We start from the raw sequence: 25,577 nt of genomic DNA on the forward strand, positions 1-25,577 counted from the left end.
CAGCGATCACCGGGTGTCGAAGATCTGGGGGTCCCGCGAGCGGATCGTGGTCGGGCTGACCGGCGGCCCGGAGGGGCGGACGCTGATCCGCCGGGCCGCACGGCTGGCGGAGAAGGGTGCCGGCGGCGAGGTGCTCGCCGTCCACATCGCCAGCAGCGACGGGCTGACGTCCTCCTCGCCGAAGGAACTGGCCGTCCAGCGCGGGCTGGTGGAGGACCTCGGCGGCACCTTCCATCACGTCGTCGGCGACGACATCCCCGTCGCCCTGCTGGACTTCGCGCGCGGTGTGAACGCCACGCAGATCGTGCTCGGCGTCTCCCGCCGCAAGAGCTGGCAATACGTCTTCGGGCCCGGCGTCGGCGCCACCGTCGCCCGCGATTCGGGCCCCGACCTCGACGTCCACCTGATCACCCACGACGAGGCGGGCAAGGGGCGCGGACTGCCCGTGGCCCGCAGCGCGCGCCTCGGCCGGTCGCGGATCATCCGGGGCTGGCTGGTCGGGGTGCTCGGCCCTGTCGTGCTCACCGTGCTGCTGACGAACGCCGCGCCCGAAGTCGGCCTCGCCAACGACATGTTGCTGTACCTGACGCTGACAGTCGCCGCCGCGCTCCTCGGCGGCCTGCTGCCGGCCCTGGCTTCCGCGGTGGTCGGCTCCCTGCTGCTGAACTGGTACTTCGCCCCGCCCGTCCAAACGCTGACCATCGCCGACCCGAAGAACATGGTGGCCATCGCGATCTTCATAGGCGTGGCGGTGTCGGTGGCCTCTGTGGTGGACCTGGCCGCCCGCCGCACCCACCAGGCGAACCGGCTGCGCGCCGAGTCGGAGATCCTGTCCTTCCTCGCCGGGAACGTGCTGCGCGGCGAGACCAGCCTGGAGGCGCTGCTGGAGCGCGTCCGGGAGACCTTCGGCATGGAGTCGGTGGCGCTGCTGGAGCGGGAGAGCGATGTCGACCCGTGGACCTGCGCGGGCAGCGTGGGCCGCCGGCCCTGCCGGAACCCCGACGACGCGGATGTGGACGTCCCCGTGGGCGATCACATGTCGCTCGCGCTGACCGGCCGCGTACTGCCCGCCCAGGACCGCCGGGTGCTCGCCGCCTTCGCCGCGCAGTCCGCGGTCGTCCTGGACCGGCAGCGGCTGCGGCGGGAGGCCGACCAGGCGAAGGAACTGGTCGAGGGCAACCGCATCCGCACCGCGCTGCTGGCCGCGGTGAGCCACGACCTGCGGACGCCCCTCGCGGGCATCAAGGCGTCGGTCTCCTCGCTGCGCTCGGACGACGTGGCCTGGTCCGAGGAGGACGAGGCGGAACTGCTGGAGGCGATCGAGGAGGGCGCCGACCGGCTGGACCACCTGGTCGGCAACCTGCTGGACATGTCCCGCCTGCAGACCGGCACGGTCACGCCGCTGATCAGGGAGATCGACCTGGACGAGGTCGTGCCGATGGCGCTGGGAGGCGTGCCGGAGGGCAGCGTGGAGCTGGACATCCCGGAGACGCTGCCCATGGTCTCCGTGGACAAGGGCCTGCTGGAGCGGGTCGTCGCCAACGCCGTCGAGAACGCGGTGAAACACAGCCCGCGGGGCCAGGCAGTACTGGTCTCCGCGAGCGCCATCGCCGACCGCGTCGAGGTACGCGTCGTCGACCGTGGACCGGGCGTCCCGGACGAGGCCAAGGAACACGTCTTCGAGCCCTTCCAGCGCTACGGCGACGCTCCGCGCGGCGCGGGGGTCGGCCTCGGCATCGCGGTCGCCCGCGGCTTCGCCGAGGCGATGGGCGGCACGATCAACGCGGAGGACACGCCCGGCGGCGGGCTGACCATGGTGCTGAGCCTGCGGATGGCACAGGGGCGACGGCCGGGTGAGCCGGAGGTGCCGAGTGCGGTGGTTTTGTAGCGGCTCGAGCGGCTGGGGTGCGCGGCGGCCAGAGGTGCCGTTCGAAGGGATCCGCGTCAGCATCCCGTCAGCGTCCGGGCCGGCGCCGTCAGGATCACGTCAGCGTCCAGGCCGTAGCCGTCAGCATCCCGTCATGAGCGGTCCGGAACCCGGGGCGGCGGGCATAGCGTCAGTGGCAAGCCCCGGTCCGCCTCCCCGCGTCCGGGGCGATCAAGCAACTCGCCGAGCACATCAGCGATTTCCCCGACCCACCTCGGCTCCTCCCGGAGGCATCCCATGACAGACATCCTGTCCGACGAAGACCCGGAGCCCTCTGAACGGTTCCCGGCCGGCCCTCTGTACGTTCCGGTCCGGCCGGGACAGGCCGCCTGCGCGGCCCGCCTCTTCCGCACACCGATCGGTGACCGCACGGCCGTGGGGTTCACCTCGCGGCGGAAACTGACCGCGACCCTCGGCCCCGACCAGCCCTGGATCCGCCTCGCCGAGCCCGCCCTGCGCTCCCTGACCGCACCGCTCGGCGTCACCACCGTCACGGTGGACCCCCGGTTCTGCGCGCCCGCCCCTGCCCAGACCAGGCCGTCCGCGCCCGGCGTGGAGTCCGCCCCGCAGCACTCCGGTCCCCGTTTCCGTCGGGGCGCCTGGGACCCCCAGGCCGTCGGAGCGCTGCGCGTGACGGGCGCGGCGGCGCTCATCTCCGTACTCGCCCTGTGGATCGGCTGAGGGGATACCGCACGATGACCACCCTTCACGAACCCGCGGTGACCAGCCAGCCCGACGCCCTGTCAGTGTGTCCGGCCTCGGCCGTCGAGCCCCGCGACGGCGAGATCACCGTCGGCGGCGTACCGCTCGCCGAGGTCGCCGACCGTTTCGGCACGCCCGTCTACGTCATCGACGAGGACGAGATCCGCGAGCGCTGCCGCACCTACCGGCACGTCTTCCCTGACGCCGACATCCTGTACGCGGCCAAGGCGTTTCTGTGCCGCGATGGTCCACTGGGTGGCCGAGGAGGGACTGGGCCTGGACGTCTGCTCGGCCGGTGAGCTGGAGCTCGCGGTCAGCACCGGATTCCCGCCGGAGCGGATCGTGCTGCACGGCAACGCCAAGTCCCCGCGCGAGCTGGACACCGCGCTGCGCCTCGGCGTCGGCCGCATCGTCATCGACAGCCCGTCGGAGATCGCGCGGCTGGCCGCCGCGGTCGGGCCCGACGGTCACCAGAAGGTGATGGTGCGCGTCGTGCCCGGCATCAGCGCCGGCGTCCACGTGAAGATCCGCACCGGCACCGAGGAGCAGAAGTTCGGCCTGTCGATCTCCGACGGCTACGCGCAGTACGCCATCGCCCGGACCCTGGACCAGCCCCAGCTCGAACTGACCGGTCTGCACTGCCACTTGGGCTCGCAGATCACCAGCACCAAGCCCTATCTGGCCGCCGTACGGCGCATCGTCGGCCTCATGGCCCGGCTGCAGGAACAGCACGGCCTGGTCCTGCCCGAACTCGACCTAGGCGGCGGCCACGGCATCGCCTACCGCCCGGGCGAACCCGCCCTGGACCTCACCACGCTGGCCCGCAAGGTGCGTGCGGAGCTGGCCGCGGCGTGCGGGGCGGCGGGGCTCACCGTTCCCCGGCTCATCATCGAACCCGGGCGGGCGATCGCCGGTCCGGCGGGGATCGCGCTCTACCACGTCCTCGCCGTCAAGCGCACCGGCGCGCACACCTACGTCGCCGTCGACGGGGGCATGAGCGACAACCCCCGGCCCGCGCTGTACGGGGTGCGCTACGCGCCCCGCCTGGTGGGCCGGCACAGCACCGCGGCCCCGGCTCCGGTGACCGTGGTGGGCCGCCACTGCGAGGCGGGTGACATCGTCGCCGCGGACGTGGAACTCCCCGAGGACATCCGCCCCGGAGACCTCCTCGCCATCCCGGCCGCCGGCGCCTACCACCTGTCCATGGCCTCCGGCTACAACCTGGTCGGCCGCCCGCCGGTGGTCGCCGTGGCCGACGGACAGGCCAGGCTCCTGATCCGCCGCGAGACCCTGGACGACATCCGCAGCCGCGACGTGGGGCTGTAACCCGGGCCCCTGGTCCACCCCCGGACGAGGACGGCCCGATCCTCCTCCGGAGGCGCCGCGCTCCCGTGCGCTTGTCGCGTCCGGGGCACCTCCTTACAGTCCGCTCCGTAATGTTCGTCGAGTAAGCCGAATGTTTCGCCACCGGGGTGACGCGCATGCGGACGTACGACAACCCGGTCATCGGCGGCTTCCATCCCGACCCCAGCGTCTGCCGCGTCGGCCAGGACCACTGGTGCACTGGCGGCAGATCGGCAATGTGCTCGACAGGCCGGGGCAGTTGGAGCTCGGGGACGACGTCCCGGCCTCCGACCCGCTGACCGGGAAAGCGCTCGAAGGTCCTTTCCCGGGTGTGGTCCGGGACCGGCGTGCAGCACCCCGAGGCGCCGCATCTGTACCGCGTCGGCGACTGGTGGTACCTGATGCTCGCCGAGGGCGGTACGGCCGCCCCATCCAGTGCACCGGCGCGCCGCCCGCCCCACGGGACGACTTCGACGCCGTGAACCTGCATGCCGCCGGCGACAGCCTCGACCGGCCGGGCTATCCCTTCGTCGGGCGCCGCCAGCAGCACCCCGACTGCCGGTTCGAGGCCCGTCCGGATCCCGGAACGGGCCGCGCCGGACTGTCCGTTCGCCTGGACGAGGCCCACCACTGCGACCTGGAGGTCGGCGGGGGAGAGGCCCGCGTGATCGCCCGCATCCGCCCGGCACGGCAGTGCCTCGCCCGGCAGCCGGTGCCCGCGATCGGTTGGCGGCACATTCACCGCGTACAAGGGGTTGCCACCGTTTGGCAGCTGTCTCTAGGGTGCGGCAGCAACGAAGCTTTCTGAATCTCTTCCGAAACTTTCGGTCCAGTGGACGGTCATGGACGGACCGTCCCGTACCCAAGGAGCGCATGATGGGCGACCCGGGACTGTCCCGCCGCGGCTTCCTGGCGGCCTCCGCCGCAGCCGGTGTGGGCATGACGGCACTGAGCGGTTGCGGCGGCGACTCGGGCGGAGGGTCGTCGGACGGCACGACCACCATCGAGTGGTGGAACATCTCCACGACCGAGCCGGCGAAGAGCGTCTGGGCGGCGCTGGCCAAGAAGTTCGAGGCCCAGAACCCCAAGGTGAAGATAAAGATCGTCCAGCTGGAGAACGACGCCTACAAATCGAAGATGACGGCGCTGACCGCCTCCGGGAAGCTCCCCGACATCTTTCACACCTGGGGTGGCGGCGTCCTCCAGCAGCAGGTGGACGCCGGGCTCGTCGAGGACCTCACCGACCGGACGAAAGATTTCTCCGGCAGTCTGCTGCCGGTCGCGAAGGAGCCCTATCTCCTCGACGAGAAGGTGTACGGCATCCCGTTCGACATGGGCATGATCGGCTTCTGGTACAACAAGGCGCTCTTCAAGGACGCCGGCATCACCGAGCCCCCGACCACCTGGAGCGGCTTCCTCGACGCCGTACGCGAGTTGAAGGCCAAGGGCACCACCCCACTCGCCCTCGCCGGCAAGGAGAAGTGGCCCGGCATGTACTACTGGGCCTACCTCGCGATGCGCACCGCGGGCGCCTCCGCCCTCCAGAAGGCCTACGACGACAAGGACTTCACCGGCGACGCCTTCGTCCAGGCCGGTCAGCACCTCCAGGAACTCGTCGACCTCCAGCCGTTCCAGAAGGGCTTCCTCGGCGCCGCCTACTCCACCCCCACCGGCCAGGCCGCGGCCGTCGGCAACGGCAAGGCGGCGATGGAACTCATGGGCCAGTGGGCCCCGGTCGTCCAGGCGGACTCGGGCAAGGGCCTCGGCGACGACCTCGGCTTCTTCCCGTTCCCCGCGGTCGACGGCGGCAAGGGCACGATCACCGAGGTGTTCGGCGGGGGCGGCGGACACGCACTGCGCAGCGGGGCGCCGCAGGCCGCCGTCGACTTCCTCAAGTTCTTCGCCTCGGAGGCGACGGACGTGGAGCTGGTCAAGAAGACCGGCGTCCTCCCTGTGGTCCCGGCGGCCGAGAGCGCCATCACCGACCCCAACATCAAGGCCGTACAGGCCCAACTGAAGGCCGCCACCGGTTTCCAGCTCTACCTCGACCAGGCGTACGCGCCCGCCGTCGGCCAGGAGGTCAACGACAGCGTCGGCGCCCTCATCGCCGGGTCCAAGTCCCCGCAGCAGGTCGCGCAGTCGATCACGCAGACCGCGAAGGAAGAGCAGTAGCCTGCGATGACCTCCACGTTCCTGCCGTCCGCCGACAAACAGCCCGGCCCCGACGTCGACCTCCCGCCCCCGGCCAAAGGCACGGGCCGGGCGCGGGCCCGGCGGCGCGTGCTGCACTGGCTCACCGCGGTCGGCTTCCAGGTGCCCGCGCTGGCGCTGTTCATCGTCCTGGTGCTGCTGCCGATCCTGTTCGCGCTGTACGCCGCCTTCTTCCGCTGGGGCGGCTTCGGGATGCCGTCCGACTACATCGGCGCCGACAATTTCACCCGGCTCTTCGACGACCCGGTCTTCCTGGGCGACCTGTGGCGCTGCTTCGTCCTGGTCGCCCTGACCCTGGTGCTCCAACTGCCGTTCGCGCTCGCCCTGGCCGTCGCGCTCAACCAGCGGATCCGCGGCCGGGCCGTGTACCGGATGCTGTTCTTCGCGCCGTACGTGCTGTCCGAGGCCATCACCGGCGTCCTGTTCAGCATGATCTTCGCCCCCGACGACGGACTCGCCGACCGGATCCTCGGCGGCATCGGCCTGGACGGGCTCGGCGGGGAGTGGTTCGCCGATCCGTCCATGGTCATGGCCACCCTGTTCCTGGTCATGACGTGGAAGTACTTCGGTTTCCACATGATGCTGTACCTGGCCGGACTCCAGTCCATCCCCAGGGAGTTGACCGAGGCGGCGCTGATCGACGGCGCCGGACCCTGGCAGCGGTTCCGCAACGTCACCCTGCCGCTGCTCGCGCCCACCCTGCGCATCAGCGTCTTCCTGGCGGTCATCGGGTCGATCCAGCTGTTCGACCTGGTGTGGGTGGTCACCCAGGGCGGCCCCGACCACCACTCCGAGACGATGGCCGTGACCATGTTCCAGTACGGCTTCAAGCGCTACCAGGTCGGCTACGCCAGCGCGATCAGCGTGGTGATGTTCGGCATCAGCCTTGTCTTCGCCCTCGCCTACCAGCGGTTCGTGCTCCGCCGTGACCTCGAAGGGGCCACCACGACGATGAGGGGGGACGGCACATGAGCCGCAAGACCCTGCGGAACCTGCCCCTGCACGTGATCCTCGTCGCCGTGGGCGCGGTGATGGCCGTACCGCTGCTCTACGCCCTCCTCTCCGGCTTCAAGTCCACCGACCAGCTCTCCCGCAACCCCGTAGGGCTGCCCACCCCCTGGGTGACCGGCAACTACACCGGCATCCTCGGCTCCGGCGACTTCTGGCGGCTCCTCGGCAACAGCACGCTGATCGCCGTCGCGACGTGCGTCATCGTCGTCGCGGTCTCCGCGCTCTCCGCGTTCTCCTTCGCCCGGTTCGCCTTCCGCGGGCGGGAGTTGCTGTTCACCCTGTTCACGATGGGACTGATGTTTCCCTTCGCGGTGGCCGCCCTGCCGCTGTTCCTGCTGCTGCGCTCCATGGGCCTGCTGGACAACCCGCTGGGCGTGATCCTGCCGCAGGCCGCCTTCGGGCTGCCCATGACGATCATCATCCTGCGGCAGTTCTTCCGGCAGATCCCGGGCGAGCTGGAGGAGGCCGCCACGCTCGACGGATGCGGTCCGCTCGGGTTCTTCTGGCGGGTGCTGCTGCCCATGGCGCGGCCCGCGCTCGGCACGGTCTCGGTCCTGGCGGTCGTCACCAGCTGGAACAACTTCTTCCTGCCGCTGCTGGTGTTCACCGACTCCACCTGGTGGACGCTGCCCATCGGCGTCCAGCAGTTCCAGGGCCAGTACTCGGCTGACTACGCCCGCGTCTTCGCCTACCTCGTGCTGGCCATGATCCCGGCCCTCGCCTTCTACTCGGTCGCCGAGCGCCAGCTCGTCGGCGGCCTCACCGCCGGCGCCACCAAGGGATGACGCGCGCGCAGGCGGACGTACGGCTCACCCCGCACCCCTTACGTGAGGAGTCGCACCATGCGCAAGAACCGTCTCAGACTCGCCGGTGTCCTCGCGGCCGTCCTGGTCGCAGTCACCGCCCCGGCCGTCCAGGCCCAGGACAAGGAGCCCACGCTCGCCGACCTCGCCCAGCGCCACGGCCGCTACTACGGCAGCGCCACCGACAACCCCGAGCTCGTCGACGAGCCCTACAAGGCCGTCCTGGGCAGCGAGTTCGACATGATCACCCCCGGCAACGGCATGAAGTGGTACGCCACCGAACCCCAGCAGGGCGTCTTCGACTTCTCCCAGGGCGACGAGATCGTGAACCTCGCCCGCGCCAACCACCAGCGCGTCCGCGGCCACACCCTGGTCTGGCACAGCCAGCTGCCCGACTGGCTCACGAGCCGTGAGTGGACGGCGCCCGAACTGCGGGCGGTGCTGAAGAAGCACATCCAGACCGAGGTGCGGCACTACCGCGGCAAGATCTACGCCTGGGACGTCGTCAACGAGGCGTTCAACGAGGACGGCACGTACCGCGAGACGATCTTCTACAGGACGCTCGGCCCCGGCTACATCGCCGACGCCCTGCGCTGGGCCCACCAGGCCGACCCCAAGGCGAAGCTCTACCTCAACGACTACAACGTCGAGGCGATCGGCCCGAAGAGCGACGCCTACTACAAGCTGGCCAAGGAGCTGAAGGCCCAGGGCGTCCCCCTGCACGGCTTCGGCCTGCAGGCCCATCTGGCGCTCCAGTACGGCTATCCGGCCACCCTCGAGGACAACCTGCGCCGCTTCGCCCGGCTCGGCCTCGACACCGCGCTCACCGAGGTCGACGTACGGATGCTGCTGCCCGCGACCGAGGAGAAGCTGGCCCAGCAGGCCGACTGGTACCGGGACATGACCGAGGCGTGCCTGGCGGTGCGCCGGTGTGTGGGGATCACCCTCTGGGACTACACGGACAAGTACTCCTGGATCCCGGCGTTCTTCCCGGGCGAGGGCGCCGCGCTGCCGTGGGACGAGGAGCTGCGGCCGAAGCCGGCGTACTTCGCGATACGGGAGGCGCTGCGGTAGAGCCGTGGGCGGGGGCGACCGGTGCGTCACGCTGAGTGACCACCCCTGAACGCACGTCGGGGCCGGCTCGCAGTGATCTGCGACCGGCCCCTGGAGGAACGCCGGGCGTCCGTCGCGCCGCCCGGTGATGCGGGGCCTCTCCGGCGTGATCCGCCGGCAGGCGTTACGCGGCGGTTACCACCTTGCCGCTGCCCAGCGGACGGTGCGGGGCGATGATCTGGCCGTCCGGCAGGAGCTCACCGGTGTCCTCGAAGAGCAGAACACCGTTGCACAGCAGGCTCCATCCCTGCTCCGGGTGGTGCGCCAAGAGGCGGGCGGACTCCCGGTCGGCGGAGCTGGCTGACGGGCACGGTGGCTGGTGCTGGCACATGGAAGGGATCTTTCGCTCTGTCGTGATGTGTGAGATGGCTGTCGTGTCTGTTTCGCGGCGTGAAGCCTCGTTCATTGCCGCCCCCCCGTTGATAGGTCGGTCGGAACCCAGTGTTGCCCCACGGGCGTCAATCCGCAGGGATTTCGCAGCACCGCTTTCTCACAGGTTGATGACGCATCCCGCACGCCGACGGTTCATCCCAACTCCACGGTTACTTCGGATGGTTCGCCATGGTCGGATGGGGCTAGTCCGGGTGGACCGGGAGGCTTGCTGGGCTCATTCGAGCACATTCTCGCTCGTACGAGTTATTCACCGTTCGTGCGTGCGCGTTTCTCGCTGTCCGATTTCCTGTTGTCCGATACGAGCCTAATCCCGTCGCCGAACAGTCGCGTACCCCGCGGCCCGGAAGAGGGCGGCGGGGTACGGAGGCGCTCGCGCGGTGGGCCGTCAGGCGGGTGAGCCGAGCAGCGGGGGCAGCGGAGGCAGTGGAGCCGGGGTCGCCCGGTGGGTCAGCACCGGGAGCAGCTCGGCGACCCGGTGCGGCACGTGGGACGCGATGCCGGGCGGGGCCGGGGCCAGCGGGATGAGGATGTCCGTGGCGTCGGGGTGGCCGGCGGCGCCGTCCGCGGCGCAGTCGCCGTGCAGCCAGAGGGTGAGCATGTACAGGCCGGGGAACGACAGCAGGCGCGGCTGGACGGGCTGCCGGATCGTCTCCGCCTGCCGCAGCGCACGCTCCGTGGAGGCGATGTACGGGCCCTCGAAGAAGTGCGAGAAGGCCCAGCCGTCGGGGGTCAGCCGGGTCTCGGCCGCGGCCACCGCACGTTCGCCGCAGCGGATCAGGAAGCGCCAGCCGGCCAGCCGCGTCGCGGACACACCCGCCGGGGTGATCTCGTCCACGACGTGCACGGGCAGCGGGAGTTCGGGTGTCGCGGGTCCCTGGGCCGCGCGCAGGGAGGGTGTTTGGGCCTCGCGGACCGCGGTGGGCGAGCCGAGTGCGGTGAGGACGGAGCGAAGGGCGGGCGCGGGAGCCGGGGGAACATGCAGCGGCATGGTGGGTCGCCTCTCATTCGACAGGCACGGTGGCGCGAGGGCGGGGCAGGGCGGGGGCGGACGGCGCTGTCTGCTCACGGAGGTCAGAGAGGCGGGGGCCGGGGTCAGGGAGCGCGAGGGGGTGAGTGAGGCCTGCCGTATGTCACCTGACAGCAGGCCCTGGGACCGCGGGCGCCAACCCTCTGCCTTGATTGCGGAGTTTAGACGACAAGTGTTCGCACGGTGTTTCGTCTAACCGCTTTCGGTGCACCCGGCAAGGGTCTATTCGGTCGTCGATATGCGGGAATCATCCCGATTCCCGGCCGGTCGTACGGCGTTGACCTCGAGAAATGTGCCGGATGCGATCGGCCAATTGTCGTCGGCGTTTTTCACGAGTTCGGTGGCCATCCGAAACTGCAGGGTGCCGCATGCCCGGTGAATGTGCCGCCGGTCACGCCCGACAGCCTAGCGGGCGCGGGACCCGCGCGGGACGTTATCGATCGCTTCGGCTGGGCATCATCCCACCTGACCCGGGAGACCGGCGGCAGGATCCAGGGCCCGCCCTGGCCCCGCCCATCCGAGGAGGGACGCTTCGATGGGGGAGAAGGTCGTGGCAGGTCGGTTCGATCTGTCCGATCGCCAGCGCTACCGCGAGAAGCTGCGGCAGTGTCTGACGGGCCTGGAGCGGCTGCTGGAGGAGGAGCGGTTCGACCGCCCCAAGAACCTCATGGGGCTGGAGATCGAATTGAACCTCACCGGCGCCGACGGCATGCCGAAAATGCTGAATGCGCAGGTGCTCGAGCGGATTGCGAGCCGTGATTTCCAAACAGAACTCGCCATGTTCAATCTGGAAGTCAACATAGCCCCACACCGGTTGCAGGGGCGGGTATTCGACCGGCTCGCCGAGGAACTCCGTACGTCACTGGCATATGCCGACCGAAAAGCCGGTGAGCTCGACGCGGGAATCGTGATGATCGGCATTCTGCCGACCCTGGACCGGGATGACCTGGTCTCCTCGAACCTCTCCGCCGTCGACCGCTACACCCTCCTCAACGACCAGATCGTGGCCGCCCGCGGCGAGGACTTCACGCTCGACATCGACGGCGTGGAGCGCCTGAGCTGCACCTCGAAGTCCATCGCCCCCGAGGCCGCCTGCACCTCCGTCCAACTGCACCTCCAGGTCACCCCGGGCCGCTTCGCCGACGTGTGGAACGCGGCGCAGGCGATCGCCGCGGCCCAGGTCGCCGTGGGCGCCAACTCGCCCTTCCTCTTCGGACGCGAGCTGTGGCGCGAGTCCCGCCCGCCGCTGTTCCAGCAGTCCACCGACACCCGCCCGCCCGAGCTCCAGGCGCAGGGCGTGCGGCCGCGCACCTGGTTCGGGGAGCGGTGGATCACCTCGGCGTACGACCTCTTCGAGGAGAACCTGCGCTACTTCCCGGCCCTGCTGCCGATCTGCGACGACGAGGACCCGCTCGAGGTCCTCGACGCCGGCGGCACACCCACGCTCGCCGAGCTCGTCCTGCACAACGGCACCGTGTACCGCTGGAACCGCCCGGTCTACGGCATCGCCGACGGCGTCCCCCACCTGCGCGTGGAGAACCGCGTGCTGCCCGCCGGCCCCACCGTCACCGACGTCATCGCCAACACGGCCTTCTACTACGGCGTCGTCCGCGCCCTCGCCGAGGAGTCGCGGCCCGTGTGGACCCGGCTGCCCTTCGAGGCGGCGGCCGCCAACTTCGACGAGGCCTGCAGGCACGGCATCGACGCGCGGCTGCGCTGGCCCCGGCGGGGGCGCTACGGCGGGACGACCGAGGTCGACGCGGTGAGCCTCGTCCGCGACGAACTGCTGCCGCTGGCCGAGGCCGGCCTGGACGCGTGGGGAGTCGAGCCGGCCGACCGGGACCTCTACCTGGGCGTCATCGAGGAGCGCTGCCGACGGCGTATGAACGGCGCGTCCTGGCAGGCGGCCACCTTCCACCGGGCACGGGAGACCGGGATGACCCGGGAGGCGGCACTGGCGGCGACGACCCGGCGGTACCGGGAGCTGATGCATCGCGGGGATCCGGTGCACATGTGGCCGGTGGGGTTGCCGGCGGCAGTGCCGTTGGGGTGACCGCCGTTCGACGGGGGTCGCCTATGCCCGTCCCATACTGATCGGGCAAGCTGTGACGTCCCATGACGGCGGTGCCCCGCCCCGTTGCCCTGCTGAACCCTGTGCCGGGGTGCGGCCGTATGGCAGGCAAGGGGTGGGTCCGCCCCGTACGAGGCACTCAACTGGAGGCACGTGTGCAGGGCGCGGCAGGCCCCGTGGCCGATTCCTATCCGCACGAGCGGCCCTCGCGACGGATCTTCCGCGACGAGACGCTGCTCGTCCTGGGGCTCTCGCTCGGTGCGAGCGGCGTGTCCGCCCTGATCAGTTTCATCGGATCGGTCACCAAACCCGGCGGTCTCAAGGACCAGGCGGCCACCCTCAACGCCTCGGCCGCCCCGGGACGTCCCTGGCTGGACCTCGCCTGGCAGCTGTTCGGGATCACGACCGCGCTGGTGCCCGTGGTACTCGTCGCGCACTTCCTGCTGCGCGAGGGAGAGAGCCTGCGCACGCTCGGCTTCGACCGCACCCGCCCCTGGCCCGACCTCGGTCGTGGAGCGGCGATCGCGGCGGTGATCGGCAGCACGGGAATCGCCTTCTACCTGTTGGCCCGTGGGCTCGGCTTCAACCTCACCGTGGTGCCCGAGGCGCTGCCCGAGGTGTGGTGGAAGTACCCGGTGCTGATCCTTTCGGCGATGCAGAACGCGATCCTCGAAGAGGTCATCGTCGTCGGCTATCTCCTGCGCCGCCTGGGCCAGTTGGGCTGGACGCCCGGCACCGCGCTGGTGGCCAGTTCGGTACTGCGCGGTTCGTACCACCTCTACCAGGGCATCGGCGGCTTCCTGGGCAACATGGCGATGGGCGTGGTGTTCGTGTACCTGTACCGGCGCTGGGGCCGGGTGGGTCCGCTGGTGGTGGCGCACTCCCTGCTCGACATAGGGGCGTTCGTGGGATACGCGCTGCTGGCGGGCAAGGTGGACTGGCTGCCGACGGCGTGACACGCGTCGAAGGGGGGCGTACGACGGTCTCGTACGCCCCCCTTCGACGTGCCCTGGTCTCTTCGACGTGCCCTGCCCCCTTAGCCGCGCCCGGTGATGTGGCTGGTGGCTAGGCGATCAGCTCCCCTTCGATGACGGTCACCGCGCGGCCGCTCAGCAGGGTGCGGCCGCCACGGAGTTCCGTTCGGACCCGGCCGGAGCGACGGGAGGCCTGCAGGCCGGTGAGTTCGGCCCGGCCGAGGCGCTCGGACCAGAACGGGGCGAGGGCCGTGTGGGCGCTGCCGGTGACCGGGTCCTCGTCGATGCCGATGTTCGGGAAGAAGCAGCGCGAGACGAAGTCGTAGCCCCGGGTCGGGTCCTCTGCGCGGGCGGTGGCGATGATGCCGCGCGCGGAGTGGGCGCCGAGGGCCTTGAGGTCCGGGGTGAGGGCGTGGACCGTCTTCTCGTCGGCGAGTTCGAGGAGCAGGTCGCCGACGTTCGGGCCGGTGTCGAAGGCGGTGAGCGGCTCGGCGCCCAGCGCCTGGGCGACCCCGTCCGGGACCTCGACCGGCGTGAGCGGGGCGGTCGGGAAGTCGAGCGTGACGGAGCCGTCCTCGCGGGGCGTGGCGACGAGCACGCCACTGCGGGTGGCGAATCGCATGGGCCCCTCGTGGGCGCCGGTGCTGTGCAGTACATGGGCCGTGGCGAGCGTGGCGTGCCCGCACATCGCCACCTCGGCGAGGGGAGTGAACCACCGCAGCGCCCAGTCGGCCTCCCCGCCCTCGGCCAGCCGGTGCGCGAACGCCGTCTCGGCCTGATTGACCTCCATGGCCAGGTTCTGGAGCCAGTCGTCCTCCGGGAAGCCGTCGAGAAGCAGGACCCCGGCCGGGTTGCCGGCGAAGGGGCGGTCGGTGAAGGCGTCGACGATTCGAATCCGCATGGCGTTGACGCTAGGGGGTGCGGGGAGGGGGCGGCCAAGGCCAATTCGGGGCTGCCGGCCCGATTTCGGGCGGGGTCAGGGGGCGGCATCGACCCTTGCCGCGCGAACTATTCCGATATATCGTTGAGGCATCGCGACAGATCAACGATGGAATGGAGTGATTGCGATGCGTTCCCATGGATACGAGCGTGGACACGGTGGACACGGCCGAGGCGGCTTCGAGGGACTTCGGGGCGCTTTCGGGCCCTTCGGTCCGGGCGGCCCCGGCTTCGGTGGGCCCGGATTCGGGCCCGGCCCCTGGGGGCACAGGGGTGGCCGCGGGGGACCGCGAGGAAGGGCGCGGCGCGGTGATGTGCGGGCGTCGATCCTCGCCCTGCTGAAGGACCGTCCCATGCACGGCTACGAGATGATCCAGGAGATCGCCGAGCGCAGCGGCGGGGCCTGGAAGCCCAGCCCCGGCTCGGTGTACCCCACCCTCCAGCTGCTGGAGGACGAGGGCCTGATCGCCAGCGAGAGCGAGGGCGGCAAGAAGCTGTTCTCGCTCACCGAGTCCGGCCGCGAGGCGGCCGACGCCGGGCCCGAGGCCCCGTGGGAGGAGGCCTCTCGCGGTGTCGACTGGGAGGCCCTCGGTGAGATCCGCCAGGCCGGCTTCGGTCTGATGGAGGCCTTCGGGCAGGTCTGGAAGACGGGCAGCAAGGACCAGCGCGACAAGGCGCTGGCCGTCATCAACGACGCCCGCAAGAAGCTGTACCTGATCCTCGCCGACGAGGACTGAGCGGGACCGGCGGCCTTTCCGCCATGAGTGAAGGCGCCCCGTGGAGTGATCCGCGGGGCGCCTTCCTGTCTGCTGTGAGAGCGCTCAGGTCACCAATCCGGCCAGCTTCCGCAGCGACTCGTTCAGCGCCGCCGTGGCCGAATCCTTCAGTTTGCCCGCCATCAGCGATACGGCCGCACCGGTGAACTCGCCGTCGATACGCACCCTCGTGGCGTCGTCGCCGTCCGGCGTCAGCGTGTAGCGCGTGGCCACGCTCACCGCCATCGGACCCTTGCCGCGAATGGCCAGCAACCGCGCCGGCTCCAGTTCCTCGATGGTCCACTCGACCTCGGCCGGGAAGCCCATGAGCTTCATGTTCTCCTGGAAGGTCCCGCCCACTTCGAGGGCCGTGGGACCGCCGCCCGGGAAGCTGGTGTGGGTGGCGTTCCACTCCCCGTACGCGGACCAGTCCGTCAGCTGGGCCCAGACCTTGTCGGCCGGTGCCTCGATGCGTTCCTCCGCGCTGACTTCGGCCATGCGACCACCCCTTCGTCTCGGGCTACGGTGTCGCGGAACGTAGCCGTGGGGCCCGGAACATTCAATACTGATGAACCGTCAGAAAGCGTGGAGACGGGAGCCGGTCCCGGGGCTCAGCCCACCAGCCGTTGACGGACTGTCTGCCGTCCACGGCGGGCAGCCCCACGAGCCAGCACCTGCACTCCATGTCCCTGAGGGACGTGCGACGGAGCGCCTTGGTTGTGTACGAGGCGCATGGCAAAGGGGTGCGCGCCCCTCCGGGGCTTTCGGCGTGATCTCATCCGTAAGGAGGATATTCCGGCGGGTCGAGTCCACTCTGTGTGGGACGCGAAAATGCTTCCTCCCGCGGATGACCTGGCGCGAAGTGGTTGATGGGGTAGGGGGTGTGCAACCCCGTATCCCCCGGCAGTCGGCCCAGGAGCCGGACTGCCGGCGCCCGGACGCCGCGGCGGACGATGTCAGGCTCAGCGACGAGCTGGCAGCGGTGGTCTCCGGCGCCCGCCGCCGGGCCGTCAGGGACGGGGACCGGCAGATCGACACGGCCCATCTGCTGCACTCGCTCCTGGAGCACGACCCGGACGTCTACGCCGTCTTCGGCGACGGCCCTCAGATCGCCCGCCTGCTCGGCTACCTCGTGCAGCGCACCATCGGCTACGGCCTGCGCTGGCAGGGCACCGTCGAGGACTCCGGCGCGGTACCCGTCGTGATGGACGGCGAGGGCTTCTCCCCGCTGGCCGCGAGCGCCATGGAGCACGCCCGCCGACGTGCCGCCGGGCGCGGTGCCACCCAGGCCCGCGGCATCGACCTGCTCGCGGCGATCGTGCTGGACCCGCAGGCACGCGCCGTCGAGGTGCTCGACCGCGCCGGCGTCGACGCGAACGCGCTGCGCGCCCGGATCGACGAGCACCGCGACGAGTACGTCGGCGGCGACACCGGCCGCTAGGCGCCAGCCTCAGGCGAGCGGCTGCCCAGCCCTCGTGCCGGCCGCCGCACAGCCCTCCGCCCCGCACCGACTCCGCGACCGCCCCACCCCGCAGCCCAGAGCACCCCGCTCCCGTCCACTCGCTGAGACAGGTGTCACCGGGGATGACGCTCCTGTCATCGCCTGTCATCATGTGCCGGTGCGTACGTATGAGAGCAGTCGGGCCGGCCGCGGCAAGGGCGTCGGGCTCGGTCTGGCGATCGGTTCCGCGGTCGCCTTCGGAGGGTCCGGTGTCGCGGCCAAGCCGCTGATCGAGGCGGGGCTCGACCCGCTGCACGTGGTGTGGCTGCGGGTGGCGGGCGCCGCCCTGGTGATGCTGCCGCTCGCCGTACGCCACCGGGCCCTGCTGCGTCGCCGTCCCGCGCTGCTCGCCGGGTTCGGGCTGCTCGGGGTGGCCGGTGTGCAGGCGTTCTACTTCGCCTCGATATCCCGGATCCCGGTCGGCGTCGCGCTGCTCGTCGAGTACCTGGCGCCCGCCCTCGTCCTCGGCTGGGTGCGGTTCGTGCAGCGACGGCCCGTGACGCGTGCCGCCGCCGCCGGCGTGGTCCTCGCGGTCGGCGGCCTCGCCTGCGTCGTCGAGGTCTGGTCGGGGCTGAGCTTCGACGCCCTCGGACTGCTCCTCGCGCTCGGCGCCGCCTGCTGCCAGGTCGGCTACTTCGTCCTGTCCGACCAGGGCAGCGACTCCGGCGACGCCGCCCCCGACCCGCTCGGCGTCATCGCCTACGGCCTGCTCGTCGGCGCCGCCGTCCTGACCGTCGTGGCCCGCCCCTGGAACCTGGACTGGTCGGTCCTCGCGGACACCGCAGACATGAACGGCACCCCGGTCGCGGCCGCCGTGCTGCTGGCCTGGATCGTGCTCGTCGCGACCGTGATCGCGTATGTCACCGGCGTGGTCTCGGTACGACGGCTCTCGCCGCAGGTCGCCGGAGTCGTGGCCTGCCTCGAAGCGGTCATCGCGACCGTCCTCGCCTGGTTCCTGCTCGGCGAGCACCTCTCGGCGCCCCAGATCGTCGGCGGGGCGGTCGTCCTCGTCGGGGCGTTCATCGCGCAGTCGTCCGCGCCCGCCAAGACCCCGGCCGAGCCGGTGGCGAGCGGCGGTCCCGAGCGCGAGTTGTCCGCCCGCGGAAACGTCACCTAGGCTGCGCCATCATGCCTTCGACACTCGTTCTTCCGCCTCCGGCCGCCTGAGGCGGGCCCTCCGGAACACCGGCCCGGCCGTCCCGCCGGGCCGAACGGTGCTGCCCGCAGACGAAGTCCACGGACCCCGCTGAGCCGGGCTCCTCCCAGAACTTCTGCATGTCTGCGGAGAACAACTCGTGTCGAACACCTCTGTCTCCGGCCTGCCCATCGGGCGAGGCCTCATCTACCTGATCATCGCCGGCGCCGCCTGGGGCACCGCGGGCGCGGCCGCCTCCCTGGTCTACCGGACCAGTGACATGGGGCCGGTCGCCCTCTCCTTCTGGCGCTGTGCCGTCGGCTTCGTGCTGCTGCTCGCCGTGCGGCTCCTGCGTCCACGCAACCGGACCGCCGTCGTCGTATCCGAGCCCCTCGGCCGCAAGGCGCTGCGAGCCGGGGTCACGGGCCTCGGGCTGGCGGTGTTCCAGACGGCCTACTTCGCGGCCGTGGAGGCCACCGGACTCGCGGTGGGCACCGTCGTCGCCCTCGGCGCCGGTCCCGTCTTCATCGCGCTCGGCGCCCGGCTGACCCTGGGGGAGCGGCTCGGCCGCGGCGGCGTCGCGGCCGTGGCCGGCGCGCTCACCGGGCTCGCGGTGCTCGCGCTCGGCGGCCAGGGCGCGACCGTACGACCGTGGGGCGTGCTGCTCGCACTGGTGTCGGCGGCCGCCTACTCCGTGATGACCCTCCTGACCCGCAAGTGGGGCCGCGACGGCGGGACCGACGCCGCCGCCACCTCCGTCTGGGCCTTCGCGGTCACCAGCCTGAGCCTGCTGCCGTTCGCCCTCGCCGAGGGCCTCCTGCCGCACACGGCCGACCCCGTCCGGCTCGGCTGGCTGGTGGCGTACATCGCGGCCGTGCCCACGGCCCTCGCGTACGCGCTCTACTTCGCGGGCGCGGCCGCCGTACGGTCCGCCACCGTGTCCGTGATCATGCTGCTGGAGCCGGTCGGCGCGGCGGTGCTCGCCGTCGCCCTGCTCGGCGAACACCTGACGGCGCCGACTGTCGCGGGCACCCTGCTGATGCTCGGGTCGGTCGCGGGTCTCGCGGTGGCGGAGACCCGCGGGGCGAGGCGGGAGCCGCTGTCGGCGTGATGCCGAGGGGCTCTGCACCACACGGGTGGAGGGCCCCTTCGCTCAGGCTCGGCGTCGGCGCCGCAGGTGCTCGTGTGCCGCCGCGTCGCGCGGACCGCTCCGGGCCACCAGACGGTCCGCGATCCTGTCCTTGACCTCCTCGGTCCGGTGATTGGCGTACTTGAACTTGGCCCGTACGCCGGTCACTTCGAGCCGCACGCCGCGCAGCCCGGACAGCATGCGGCCGTACGGCACCTCGCCCACCGCGACGCGTGCCGAGCCGCCCTCCGGCTGGAAATGGCCGACCTGGCGGTTGAGCAGCTCGGCCTTCTCCGCGGGGTCGTCGACGACACGGGCCCGGCACCGGAGTTGGACCGCGGCGTAGAAGCTGGTCGGGGTGCCGTGCTCGGGCGGGTCCTCCGGTGCCGCCTGCCAGGGGCCGGGCACGTACACGTAGTCGTCGACCACACTCAGGACGACCTCGGGGTTCTCAAGCAGCGCGGGCCACATCGGGTTGGGGCGGGCCAGGTGCGTCAGGACCTCGCCGCGCTCGGCGTCGTAGACGAAGTGCAGCGGCTGGGCATACGGCGGCTCGCCGTCCCGTCCGTTGACGACGAGCTGCCCGAAGTCGTGGACGGCCAGCCACCGCTGCCACTCGGCGTCGTCGAGGGGCGCGTCCCAGGGGTGGACCAGCATCACAGGGCTCCGAGATAGGCGGGAAGCTCGGTGCCGGGGGCCAGGTCGGGGTCCCCGACCGGCGCCTCGTAGCCCTTGCGCAGCGGGACGACGCCGGCCCAGTGGGGGAGGGCGAGGTCCTCGGGCTCGTCGTTCACACCGCCGGTGCGGAGCTTGGCGGAGACCTCGTTCAGGTCGAGGCGGATCACGGCGGTCGCGGCCAGCTCCTTCTTGTTGGCGGGGCGGGAGTCGGCCGACCGGCCCGGCACCACGTGGTCGACCAGGGCGTCGAGGGCGATCCGCTTCTCCTCGGGGTCCGTCACGTCGTACGCGATGCCGTGCACCACCACGGACCGGTAGTTGATCGAGTGGTGGAAGGCCGAGCGGGCCAGGATCAGCGCGTCGACATGGGTGACCGTCAGGCACACCGGCAGCCCCGGGTCGGCCTTTCCGGTCATCCGCAGCGGGCGCGAACCCGTCGAGCCGTGGACGTAGAGCGTCTCGCCGACCCGGCCGAACAGCGTGGGCAGCACGACCGGCGCACCGTCGCGCACGAAGCCGAGATGGCAGACGTAGGCCTCGTCGAGTATCGCGTGCACCAGTTCCCTGTCGTACGACGCCCGGTCCGGCGAGCGGGTGGGGACGGTGCGGTCGGTCGGCGTGTAGGCGGCGGGCGGCGACGTCGGCTGCGGGGTCCCCTGCATTGCGCTCTCCATTGCACTAGTGCATAATCGTGTTTGTGCTAGGAGGATATCGGATCGAAGGGCGGCGCGCAGCGGAGATTGCGGCGAGCGTCGAGCGCGCGGTGAGTGCCGGGCAGTTGGAGCCGGGTCAACCGCTGCCGCCCATGCGGGAGTTGGCGGTCGAGCTGGGCGTGAATCCCAATACGGTCGCCGCCGCGTATCGCACCCTGCGGGAGCGCGGGGTGATCGAGACGGCGGGCCGCCGGGGCAGCCGGGTGCGGGCGAGGCCGGCCACGACCGGGCGTGAGCACGCTCGGGTGGTCGTGCCCGAGGGCGTGCGCGACGTCGCAGACGGCAATCCCGACCCGGCGCTGCTGCCCTCGCTCGCGAAGGCCTTCGCGGCCGCGGGCGAACAGGGCGACCGGAATCCGGTGCTGTACGGGGACGAGGCCGTGGAGCCGGAGCTGGCGCGGATCGCGCGGGCGTGGTTGGACGCCGATGGTGTGGCCGACGGGCCTCTGGCGGTCGCCTCCGGATCGCTGGACGCCATCGAGCGCGTCCTGGTGGCCCACCTCAAGCCCGGGGACGCCGTCGCCGTCGAGGACCCGGGCTGGGGCAGCCTGCTGGACCTGATTCCGGCGTTCGGTCTGCGTATGGTCCCCGTCGGAGTCGACGACGAGGGGCCACGGCCCGACGATGTACGGCGGGCCCTCGACTCCGGGGTGCGCGCTCTGATCGTGACCGACCGCATGCAGAACCCGACCGGAGCCGTGGTGAGCGCCACGCGCGCGCGTGCCCTGCGGTCGCTGCTGCGGGAGCACACGGAGATCCTGCTGATCGAGGACGACCACGGTCACGGCATCGTCGACGTGCCTGTGCACCCCCTGGCCGGCGTCTGCCACAGGTGGGCCTTCGTCCGCTCGGTCGCCAAGGCCTACGGCCCCGACCTGCGGCTCGCCGTGCTCACCGGGGACGAGCTCACGGTGGACCGGGTGCGCGGCCGGCAGCGGCTCGGGCCCGGCTGGGTCAGCAGGCTGGTGCAGCGGGCCGTGGTGCGTCTGTGGACCGACGGCGCGCACGACCCGGCGGCGGTGGCGGCGACGTACGGTGAGCGCCGTGACCTGCTGCTCCGGGCGCTTGCGGAGCGGGGAGTCGAGGCTCACGGACGTAGTGGCCTGAACGTCTGGATCCCGGTGCCCGACGAGACGGGCGCCGTGGCCCAGCTGATGCACGCCGGCTGGGCGGTCGCCCCCGGGGCCCGCTTCCGCACGAGCTCACCGCCCGGGATCAGGATCACCACCGCGACACTCACCGAGGAGGAGGCCGGTCCGCTGGCGGCCGCGGTGGCGACGGCTTTGGGCCCGGGACCGGCGAGGAGCTACGTGTGAACACGGGGCAGGACAGCCAACGGTGATTGCACCCCTGCCCGTCAGGCGCTCTTTCGCCGCACCTGAGCAAGCGCAGCCCCCGCCAGCACGACCACCGCCCCCACCGGCGTGGACCAGCTCAACGACTCACCCAGCAAGGCAACCCCCGCAGCCGTGGCAATGACCGGAATGAAGTACGTGACCATCTGAGCCGTCGTCGGCCCGACTTCATCGACCAGCCCGTACTGCATCAAAACAGCGAGCCCCGTACCCAGCGCCCCCAGCGCCACCACCGCGACCAGCGGCAGCAGAGGAAACCGCGTCGGCAAAGAGGTGAACAGGGGCGTCACGACGGCCAGTTGAACCGTCGCCAGCAACAACTGCGCCCCCGTCAGCGACAGATGCGACTCACCGGACGCGGCCAGTGTCCGGCGGACGTATATCCAGCCGATCGGGTAGCTCAACGAGGCCAGCAACGCCATCGCCGTCCCCGTGGCATCCAGCCCCTGAAAGCCCTGCCACGCCCCCAGCACCGTAAGGACGCCGAGAAAGCCGATACCGAGCCCGGCCACCCTCACCCGCGTCGGCCGGTCCTCCGAGAGTGCGACCAGGGACAGGGCCATGCCCCACAGCGGTGAGGTCGCGTTGCAGATGCCTGCCAGCGTGGATGGGATCGTCAACTCGGAGTAGGCGAACAGGGAGAACGGCAGCGAGTTGAGGAGGAACGCGGCGACAGCCAGATGCCCCCACGTCCGAGCCCCGCGGGGAAGCCGTTCCCGCTTCACCAGCATCGCGGCCGCCAGCACCGCCGTACCGAACGCCAGCCGCCCGAGCGTGACCTGGAAAGGCGCGTAGCCGTCGGTGCCCACCTTGATGAGCAGAAAGCTGAAACCCCAGATCAGGGAGAGCGCGGCGAAGCGCAGCCGCCAGTCGAGACGGGCGCGGGGGCGAGGGCGGGCGGGCGCTGCGGCCGGCCTGCGCGAGGCGGTGGCGGTGGTCATGGCAGCAACGATGCTGCATCCGATCTCGTAGCACAATCGAGATTTTGCACGCCGTATCTCGTAGCATTGCTTATATGTTGAACCTGGAGCGCCTGCGCACCCTCGACGCCCTCGCCCGCCACGGCTCGGTCAGCGGCGCCGCCGAGGGACTGCACGTCACGACGTCCGCCGTGTCGCAGCAGATGTCCAAGCTGGAGCGCGAGGTCGGCCAGCAACTCCTCGCCAAGAACGGCCGGGGCGTGCGGCTCACCGACGCCGGCCGGCTGCTCGCCGAGCACGCCGCGCGCATCCTGTCGCAGGTCGAGCTGGCCCAGTCCGCCCTGGAGGCGCAGCGCGGGCAGGTGGTCGGTGAGCTACGGCTGGCCGCGTTCCCCACCGCCCTGCGCGGGCTGTTCCCCATGGCGCTCGCCGCCCTGCGAGGCGACCACCCGGCCCTGCGCCTTCAGTCGCGCGAGCTGGAGCCCGAGCGCGGAATCGACGCCGTGCTCCGGGGTGACGTCGACCTGGCCGTCGTCCTCGACTGGTACAACAAGCCGCTGCCCATGCCGGAGGGGCTCGCCAAGGCGTCGATCCTCGAGGACCGCGTGGAGATCGCCATGCCCGAGGGGCATCCGCTCGCCGGCCGGCGCGAGGTCGACCTGGAGGACTTCGCGGACGACGAGTGGGTCGCCTGGCCCGAGGGCGAGTTCTGTCACGAGTGGCTGCTGTACACGTTGCGCACCAAGGGCATCGAGCCCCGCATCGCCCATCGCGCGGGGGAGCACCACACCCAACTCGCGCTGGTGGCCGCCGGATTGGGCGTCTGCGTGGCACCCCGGCTGGGCCGCGACCCGTTGCCGTCCGGGGTGCGGACCGTGCCCGTGCGGCACCGGGTGCACCGGTACGTCTACGCGGTGTGGCGTGCGGACGCCGACCGCCGCCCGTCGATCCGGGCGGCGGTGGAGGCTCTGCGGACGGCCGCCGAGGAGATCACCTGAACCGCCGGCGCTCCGTGGAGCCCTACAGGGATCCCAGCTTCCGGAAGTCCCACGACACGATCTTCTCCGGCGTCAGCCGCACCCACGCGTGCCGGCCGTCGTGCGGCATCTCGTCGATGCCGAAGTTCTTGCGGGCGAACAGCGTCTCGGGGACGTCGAGTTCGGCCCGCAGTTCGCCGACGCGCGGGATCTCGCCCACGAACGCGACGGTTCCGGACAGCTCGACGCCGCGCAGCTGCTCGTACTCCTCGCCCGTGTCGATCACGACCGCGACCCGCGGATCGCGGCGCAGATCGGTCCACCGCTTGCTGCGGACGACCGAGTACAGCCACAGCGAGATGCCGTCCCAGGCGAACCACAGGGCGCTGACATGCGGGAAGCCGTCGGCGGACACCGTGGCGACCCGGCAGGTGCGCTGAGTGGTGAGGAACTCGTCCAGCTCGCCCGGCGTCATCATGATCTTGCGGCCCCGGCGCTGAGTGACGGTCATGCGGCCCCCTCTTCTCTCACGTCGTGTCAGAGGAGAGATCCTCTGACATCACGTCAGAAAAGGATGGGTCGAGTTCCCTCCACACGCAATGGTGGTTCCGTCCGCACGCGATGGTGACTACTCTCGCCGCCGCACGCCGCCGCCGGTCACAGGGGGACCCATGCCGTCGTACGCCGAACTCAGCGAACTCCTCGACCCCGCGACCGCCGTGCTGCTCACCGTCGAGTGCCAGCAGGGAGTCGTCGGACCGGACAGCGCGCTGCCCGAACTCGCCAAGGAGGCCCGCTCCTCGGGGGCCCTCGCCAACGTCGCCCGGCTGGTCGCGGCGGCCCACGAGAGCGGCGTCCAGGTGATCCACGCGATCGCCGAACGCCGCCCCGACGGCCGCGGCGCGAGCCGCAACGCCCGCCTGTTCCGCGCTGCCGAACGGCTCCCCGTCCAGCAGCTGTCCGGCACCGCGGCGGTGCGGGTGGCGGCGCCGATCGAGGTCGCCGAGGAGGACTTCGTCGTACGGCGACTGCACGGCCTGTCCCCGATCCAGGGCACCGACGTCGACGCGCTGCTGCGCAACCTCGGCTGCCGCACGCTGATCGTCACCGGCGTCTCGGCCAACGTGGCGATCCCGGGCGCCGTCTTCGACGCCGTGAACCGGGGATATGCCGTGGTCGTGCCACGGGACGCCGTCGCCGGGGTGCCCTCCGACTACACCCAGGCGATGATCCGCCACACCCTCGCATGGGTCGCCACGGTCGCGACCACGGACGAGGTGCTGGGCTGCTTCAAGCGTCCACGCCGTGCGGGCCGGGCCTGAGCCCTGTCGGTGCCGCGGGTCAGGCGAGCGTGATCGAGTCGCCCGAGACGCTGATCTCCTTGGCGGCCAACGGCTGGGTGGCCGGACCCTTCTTCACGCTGCCGTCGAGGACGGAGAACTGGCTGCCGTGACAGGCGCAGGAGAGGGTGTCCTCCTTGAGGTCCGTCATCGGGCAGTTCTGGTGGGTGCAGATCGTCGAGAAGGCCTTGTAGTCACCCGCCGTCGGCTGGGAGACCACCACCTTCTCGGCGCTGAAGACCTTGCCACCGCCCTCCGGGATGTCGGCGGTCTTCGCGAGTGCCGAGCCGGACGCCTCGTCCTCCGACCCGCACGCGGTCAGCGCGACGGCGAGCCCCGCCGCACCGACCGCCGCCACGACGGCACGGCGACTCGGTCCCGACACCGGCTGAACTGATTCGCTGGTCATGCTGACGTTCCTTCCGCGGATTCTTGATCTGCCGAGAGGTACGGTCCTTCGGGACCGGCTGTTCAGACGATGCCGGAATCCTGACCTGGTCCGGCGTGGAGATGGGTAAAGCGGACCTGTCGGTTCCCTGTCCGAACCTGTCGGTTCGCT

Annotated in this window: 26 protein-coding genes and 1 pseudogene; 18 read left to right on the top strand and 9 right to left on the bottom strand. The window is 71.1% G+C overall.

Going from position 1 to position 25,577, the window contains the following annotated elements; genetic code table 11:
* The 9 genes and pseudogenes from IF78_RS0134285 to IF78_RS0134325 all read left to right on the top strand — a co-directional run.
* A partial coding sequence (locus IF78_RS0134285) for an ATP-binding protein (RefSeq protein WP_031486462.1) occupies positions 1 to 1,888 on the top strand: 1,888 nt, incomplete at its 5' end.
* 276 nt (positions 1,889 to 2,164) lie between these two features.
* Positions 2,165 to 2,608, top strand: a complete 444-nt coding sequence (locus tag IF78_RS0134290; RefSeq protein ID WP_031486463.1) for an SAV_915 family protein — start codon at positions 2,165 to 2,167, stop codon at positions 2,606 to 2,608.
* A 14-nt stretch (positions 2,609 to 2,622) separates the two neighbouring features.
* Positions 2,623 to 3,955: pseudogene (lysA, locus tag IF78_RS44115) on the top strand (diaminopimelate decarboxylase).
* Positions 3,956 to 4,320: 365 nt separating this feature from the next.
* On the top strand, positions 4,321 to 4,455 hold the full coding sequence (locus tag IF78_RS51105; protein ID WP_483316150.1) for a hypothetical protein: 135 nt from the start codon (positions 4,321 to 4,323) through the stop codon (positions 4,453 to 4,455).
* Positions 4,452 to 4,781 carry a beta-xylosidase family glycoside hydrolase gene (locus IF78_RS51110; RefSeq protein WP_031486464.1) on the top strand — a complete coding sequence of 110 codons (330 nt, stop codon included), beginning with the start codon at positions 4,452 to 4,454 and terminating at the stop codon, positions 4,779 to 4,781. Before IF78_RS51105 ends, IF78_RS51110 begins: the two co-directional genes overlap by 4 nt.
* A 68-nt stretch (positions 4,782 to 4,849) precedes the next feature.
* Complete coding sequence (locus IF78_RS0134310) at positions 4,850 to 6,145, top strand: extracellular solute-binding protein (protein ID WP_031486465.1); 1,296 nt, start codon at positions 4,850 to 4,852, stop codon at positions 6,143 to 6,145.
* A 6-nt stretch (positions 6,146 to 6,151) separates the two neighbouring features.
* On the top strand, positions 6,152 to 7,156 hold the full coding sequence (locus tag IF78_RS0134315) for a carbohydrate ABC transporter permease (RefSeq protein ID WP_031486466.1): 1,005 nt from the start codon (positions 6,152 to 6,154) through the stop codon (positions 7,154 to 7,156).
* Positions 7,153 to 7,980, top strand: a complete 828-nt coding sequence (locus tag IF78_RS0134320) for a carbohydrate ABC transporter permease (protein WP_031486467.1) — start codon at positions 7,153 to 7,155, stop codon at positions 7,978 to 7,980. The genes IF78_RS0134315 and IF78_RS0134320 overlap by 4 nt, the downstream gene beginning before the upstream one ends.
* 57 nt (positions 7,981 to 8,037) lie before the next feature.
* Positions 8,038 to 9,072 carry an endo-1,4-beta-xylanase gene (locus IF78_RS0134325; RefSeq protein WP_031486468.1) on the top strand — a complete coding sequence of 345 codons (1,035 nt, stop codon included), beginning with the start codon at positions 8,038 to 8,040 and terminating at the stop codon, positions 9,070 to 9,072.
* A 163-nt stretch (positions 9,073 to 9,235) separates the two neighbouring features.
* Here IF78_RS0134325 and IF78_RS0134330 read toward each other — a convergent pair whose 3' ends face one another.
* Both IF78_RS0134330 and IF78_RS0134335 read right to left on the bottom strand, forming a co-directional pair.
* Complete coding sequence (locus tag IF78_RS0134330; protein ID WP_031486469.1) at positions 9,236 to 9,442, bottom strand: DUF5999 family protein; 207 nt, start codon at positions 9,440 to 9,442, stop codon at positions 9,236 to 9,238.
* A gap of 447 nt (positions 9,443 to 9,889) precedes the next feature.
* Positions 9,890 to 10,492 carry a hypothetical protein gene (locus tag IF78_RS0134335; protein WP_031486470.1) on the bottom strand — a complete coding sequence of 201 codons (603 nt, stop codon included), beginning with the start codon at positions 10,490 to 10,492 and terminating at the stop codon, positions 9,890 to 9,892.
* A 574-nt stretch (positions 10,493 to 11,066) separates the two neighbouring features.
* Between IF78_RS0134335 and IF78_RS0134340 the strand changes: the two genes are divergently transcribed.
* The gene (locus IF78_RS0134340; RefSeq protein ID WP_031486471.1) at positions 11,067 to 12,584 is read left to right on the top strand and encodes a glutamate-cysteine ligase family protein; all 1,518 of its coding nucleotides are present in this window, start codon (positions 11,067 to 11,069) and stop codon (positions 12,582 to 12,584) included.
* 173 nt (positions 12,585 to 12,757) lie between these two features.
* Complete coding sequence (locus IF78_RS0134345) at positions 12,758 to 13,558, top strand: CPBP family intramembrane glutamic endopeptidase (protein WP_031486472.1); 801 nt, start codon at positions 12,758 to 12,760, stop codon at positions 13,556 to 13,558.
* Positions 13,559 to 13,667: 109 nt separating this feature from the next.
* Here IF78_RS0134345 and IF78_RS0134350 read toward each other — a convergent pair whose 3' ends face one another.
* Complete coding sequence (locus IF78_RS0134350; RefSeq protein WP_031486473.1) at positions 13,668 to 14,477, bottom strand: PhzF family phenazine biosynthesis protein; 810 nt, start codon at positions 14,475 to 14,477, stop codon at positions 13,668 to 13,670.
* 166 nt (positions 14,478 to 14,643) lie between these two features.
* Here IF78_RS0134350 and IF78_RS44120 point away from each other — a divergent pair, with 166 nt between their 5' ends.
* Positions 14,644 to 15,252 (top strand): PadR family transcriptional regulator, encoded by a 609-nt coding sequence (locus IF78_RS44120; protein ID WP_031486474.1) that lies wholly within the window; start codon positions 14,644 to 14,646, stop codon positions 15,250 to 15,252.
* Positions 15,253 to 15,336: 84 nt separating this feature from the next.
* Here IF78_RS44120 and IF78_RS0134360 read toward each other — a convergent pair whose 3' ends face one another.
* Positions 15,337 to 15,768, bottom strand: coding sequence for a type II toxin-antitoxin system Rv0910 family toxin (locus tag IF78_RS0134360; protein WP_031486475.1), 432 nt, complete (start codon positions 15,766 to 15,768; stop codon positions 15,337 to 15,339).
* A 385-nt stretch (positions 15,769 to 16,153) separates the two neighbouring features.
* Here IF78_RS0134360 and IF78_RS0134365 point away from each other — a divergent pair, with 385 nt between their 5' ends.
* From IF78_RS0134365 to IF78_RS0134375, 3 genes are all read left to right on the top strand, one after another.
* Positions 16,154 to 16,711 (top strand): Clp protease N-terminal domain-containing protein, encoded by a 558-nt coding sequence (locus IF78_RS0134365; RefSeq protein WP_037641901.1) that lies wholly within the window; start codon positions 16,154 to 16,156, stop codon positions 16,709 to 16,711.
* Between the two features lie 172 nt (positions 16,712 to 16,883).
* On the top strand, positions 16,884 to 17,888 hold the full coding sequence (locus IF78_RS0134370) for an EamA family transporter (protein WP_031486477.1): 1,005 nt from the start codon (positions 16,884 to 16,886) through the stop codon (positions 17,886 to 17,888).
* A 178-nt stretch (positions 17,889 to 18,066) separates the two neighbouring features.
* Positions 18,067 to 19,017 carry a DMT family transporter gene (locus IF78_RS0134375; RefSeq protein WP_031486478.1) on the top strand — a complete coding sequence of 317 codons (951 nt, stop codon included), beginning with the start codon at positions 18,067 to 18,069 and terminating at the stop codon, positions 19,015 to 19,017.
* A 42-nt stretch (positions 19,018 to 19,059) separates the two neighbouring features.
* On the opposite strand, the gene IF78_RS0134380 is transcribed toward IF78_RS0134375, so the two are convergent.
* Both IF78_RS0134380 and IF78_RS0134385 read right to left on the bottom strand, forming a co-directional pair.
* Positions 19,060 to 19,692, bottom strand: coding sequence for an FMN-binding negative transcriptional regulator (locus IF78_RS0134380; protein ID WP_031486479.1), 633 nt, complete (start codon positions 19,690 to 19,692; stop codon positions 19,060 to 19,062).
* On the bottom strand, positions 19,692 to 20,375 hold the full coding sequence (locus IF78_RS0134385) for a pyridoxamine 5'-phosphate oxidase family protein (RefSeq protein ID WP_031486480.1): 684 nt from the start codon (positions 20,373 to 20,375) through the stop codon (positions 19,692 to 19,694). The genes IF78_RS0134380 and IF78_RS0134385 overlap by 1 nt, the downstream gene beginning before the upstream one ends.
* Before the next feature lie 35 nt (positions 20,376 to 20,410).
* Here IF78_RS0134385 and IF78_RS0134390 point away from each other — a divergent pair, with 35 nt between their 5' ends.
* Positions 20,411 to 21,742, top strand: coding sequence for an aminotransferase class I/II-fold pyridoxal phosphate-dependent enzyme (locus IF78_RS0134390; RefSeq protein WP_031486481.1), 1,332 nt, complete (start codon positions 20,411 to 20,413; stop codon positions 21,740 to 21,742).
* Between the two features lie 41 nt (positions 21,743 to 21,783).
* On the opposite strand, the gene IF78_RS0134395 is transcribed toward IF78_RS0134390, so the two are convergent.
* Positions 21,784 to 22,722 carry a DMT family transporter gene (locus IF78_RS0134395; protein ID WP_234439924.1) on the bottom strand — a complete coding sequence of 313 codons (939 nt, stop codon included), beginning with the start codon at positions 22,720 to 22,722 and terminating at the stop codon, positions 21,784 to 21,786.
* A gap of 74 nt (positions 22,723 to 22,796) precedes the next feature.
* Between IF78_RS0134395 and IF78_RS0134400 the strand changes: the two genes are divergently transcribed.
* The gene (locus IF78_RS0134400; protein ID WP_031486483.1) at positions 22,797 to 23,699 is read left to right on the top strand and encodes a LysR family transcriptional regulator; all 903 of its coding nucleotides are present in this window, start codon (positions 22,797 to 22,799) and stop codon (positions 23,697 to 23,699) included.
* 22 nt (positions 23,700 to 23,721) lie between these two features.
* Here the strand turns inward: IF78_RS0134400 and IF78_RS0134405 are convergent, their stop codons facing one another.
* Positions 23,722 to 24,189, bottom strand: coding sequence for a pyridoxamine 5'-phosphate oxidase family protein (locus IF78_RS0134405; RefSeq protein WP_031486484.1), 468 nt, complete (start codon positions 24,187 to 24,189; stop codon positions 23,722 to 23,724).
* A 160-nt stretch (positions 24,190 to 24,349) separates the two neighbouring features.
* Between IF78_RS0134405 and IF78_RS0134410 the strand changes: the two genes are divergently transcribed.
* Positions 24,350 to 25,000 carry a cysteine hydrolase family protein gene (locus IF78_RS0134410; protein WP_031486485.1) on the top strand — a complete coding sequence of 217 codons (651 nt, stop codon included), beginning with the start codon at positions 24,350 to 24,352 and terminating at the stop codon, positions 24,998 to 25,000.
* Positions 25,001 to 25,019: 19 nt separating this feature from the next.
* Here the strand turns inward: IF78_RS0134410 and IF78_RS0134415 are convergent, their stop codons facing one another.
* Positions 25,020 to 25,427: a Rieske (2Fe-2S) protein gene (locus IF78_RS0134415; protein WP_031486486.1), complete on the bottom strand. Its 408-nt coding sequence runs from the start codon at positions 25,425 to 25,427 to the stop codon at positions 25,020 to 25,022.
* Positions 25,428 to 25,577: the final 150 nt, after the last annotated feature.

It is taken from the genome of Streptomyces bicolor, assembly GCF_000719285.1.
In the GTDB taxonomy this organism is placed as follows: Bacteria; Actinomycetota; Actinomycetes; order Streptomycetales; family Streptomycetaceae; genus Streptomyces; species Streptomyces bicolor.

Bases quoted from the DNA above. Each gene is read 5' to 3' on its own strand.
- IF78_RS0134360 (WP_031486475.1), bottom strand. From the start codon at position 15,768: ATGGCCGAAGTCAGCGCGGAGGAACGCATCGAGGCACCGGCCGACAAG.
- IF78_RS0134310 (WP_031486465.1), top strand. From the start codon at position 4,850: ATGGGCGACCCGGGACTGTCCCGCCGCGGCTTCCTGGCGGCCTCCGCC.
- IF78_RS0134315 (WP_031486466.1), top strand. From the start codon at position 6,152: ATGACCTCCACGTTCCTGCCGTCCGCCGACAAACAGCCCGGCCCCGAC.
- IF78_RS0134350 (WP_031486473.1), bottom strand. From the start codon at position 14,477: ATGCGGATTCGAATCGTCGACGCCTTCACCGACCGCCCCTTCGCCGGC.
- IF78_RS0134290 (WP_031486463.1), top strand. From the start codon at position 2,165: ATGACAGACATCCTGTCCGACGAAGACCCGGAGCCCTCTGAACGGTTC.
- IF78_RS0134380 (WP_031486479.1), bottom strand. From the start codon at position 19,692: ATGCTGGTCCACCCCTGGGACGCGCCCCTCGACGACGCCGAGTGGCAG.
- IF78_RS0134335 (WP_031486470.1), bottom strand. From the start codon at position 10,492: ATGCCGCTGCATGTTCCCCCGGCTCCCGCGCCCGCCCTTCGCTCCGTC.
- IF78_RS44120 (WP_031486474.1), top strand. From the start codon at position 14,644: ATGCGTTCCCATGGATACGAGCGTGGACACGGTGGACACGGCCGAGGC.
- IF78_RS0134395 (WP_234439924.1), bottom strand. From the start codon at position 22,722: ATGACCACCGCCACCGCCTCGCGCAGGCCGGCCGCAGCGCCCGCCCGC.
- IF78_RS0134415 (WP_031486486.1), bottom strand. From the start codon at position 25,427: ATGACCAGCGAATCAGTTCAGCCGGTGTCGGGACCGAGTCGCCGTGCC.
- IF78_RS0134325 (WP_031486468.1), top strand. From the start codon at position 8,038: ATGCGCAAGAACCGTCTCAGACTCGCCGGTGTCCTCGCGGCCGTCCTG.
- IF78_RS0134410 (WP_031486485.1), top strand. From the start codon at position 24,350: ATGCCGTCGTACGCCGAACTCAGCGAACTCCTCGACCCCGCGACCGCC.
- IF78_RS0134385 (WP_031486480.1), bottom strand. From the start codon at position 20,375: ATGCAGGGGACCCCGCAGCCGACGTCGCCGCCCGCCGCCTACACGCCG.
- IF78_RS0134320 (WP_031486467.1), top strand. From the start codon at position 7,153: ATGAGCCGCAAGACCCTGCGGAACCTGCCCCTGCACGTGATCCTCGTC.
- IF78_RS0134400 (WP_031486483.1), top strand. From the start codon at position 22,797: ATGTTGAACCTGGAGCGCCTGCGCACCCTCGACGCCCTCGCCCGCCAC.
- IF78_RS0134340 (WP_031486471.1), top strand. From the start codon at position 11,067: ATGGGGGAGAAGGTCGTGGCAGGTCGGTTCGATCTGTCCGATCGCCAG.
- IF78_RS0134330 (WP_031486469.1), bottom strand. From the start codon at position 9,442: ATGTGCCAGCACCAGCCACCGTGCCCGTCAGCCAGCTCCGCCGACCGG.
- IF78_RS0134405 (WP_031486484.1), bottom strand. From the start codon at position 24,189: ATGACCGTCACTCAGCGCCGGGGCCGCAAGATCATGATGACGCCGGGC.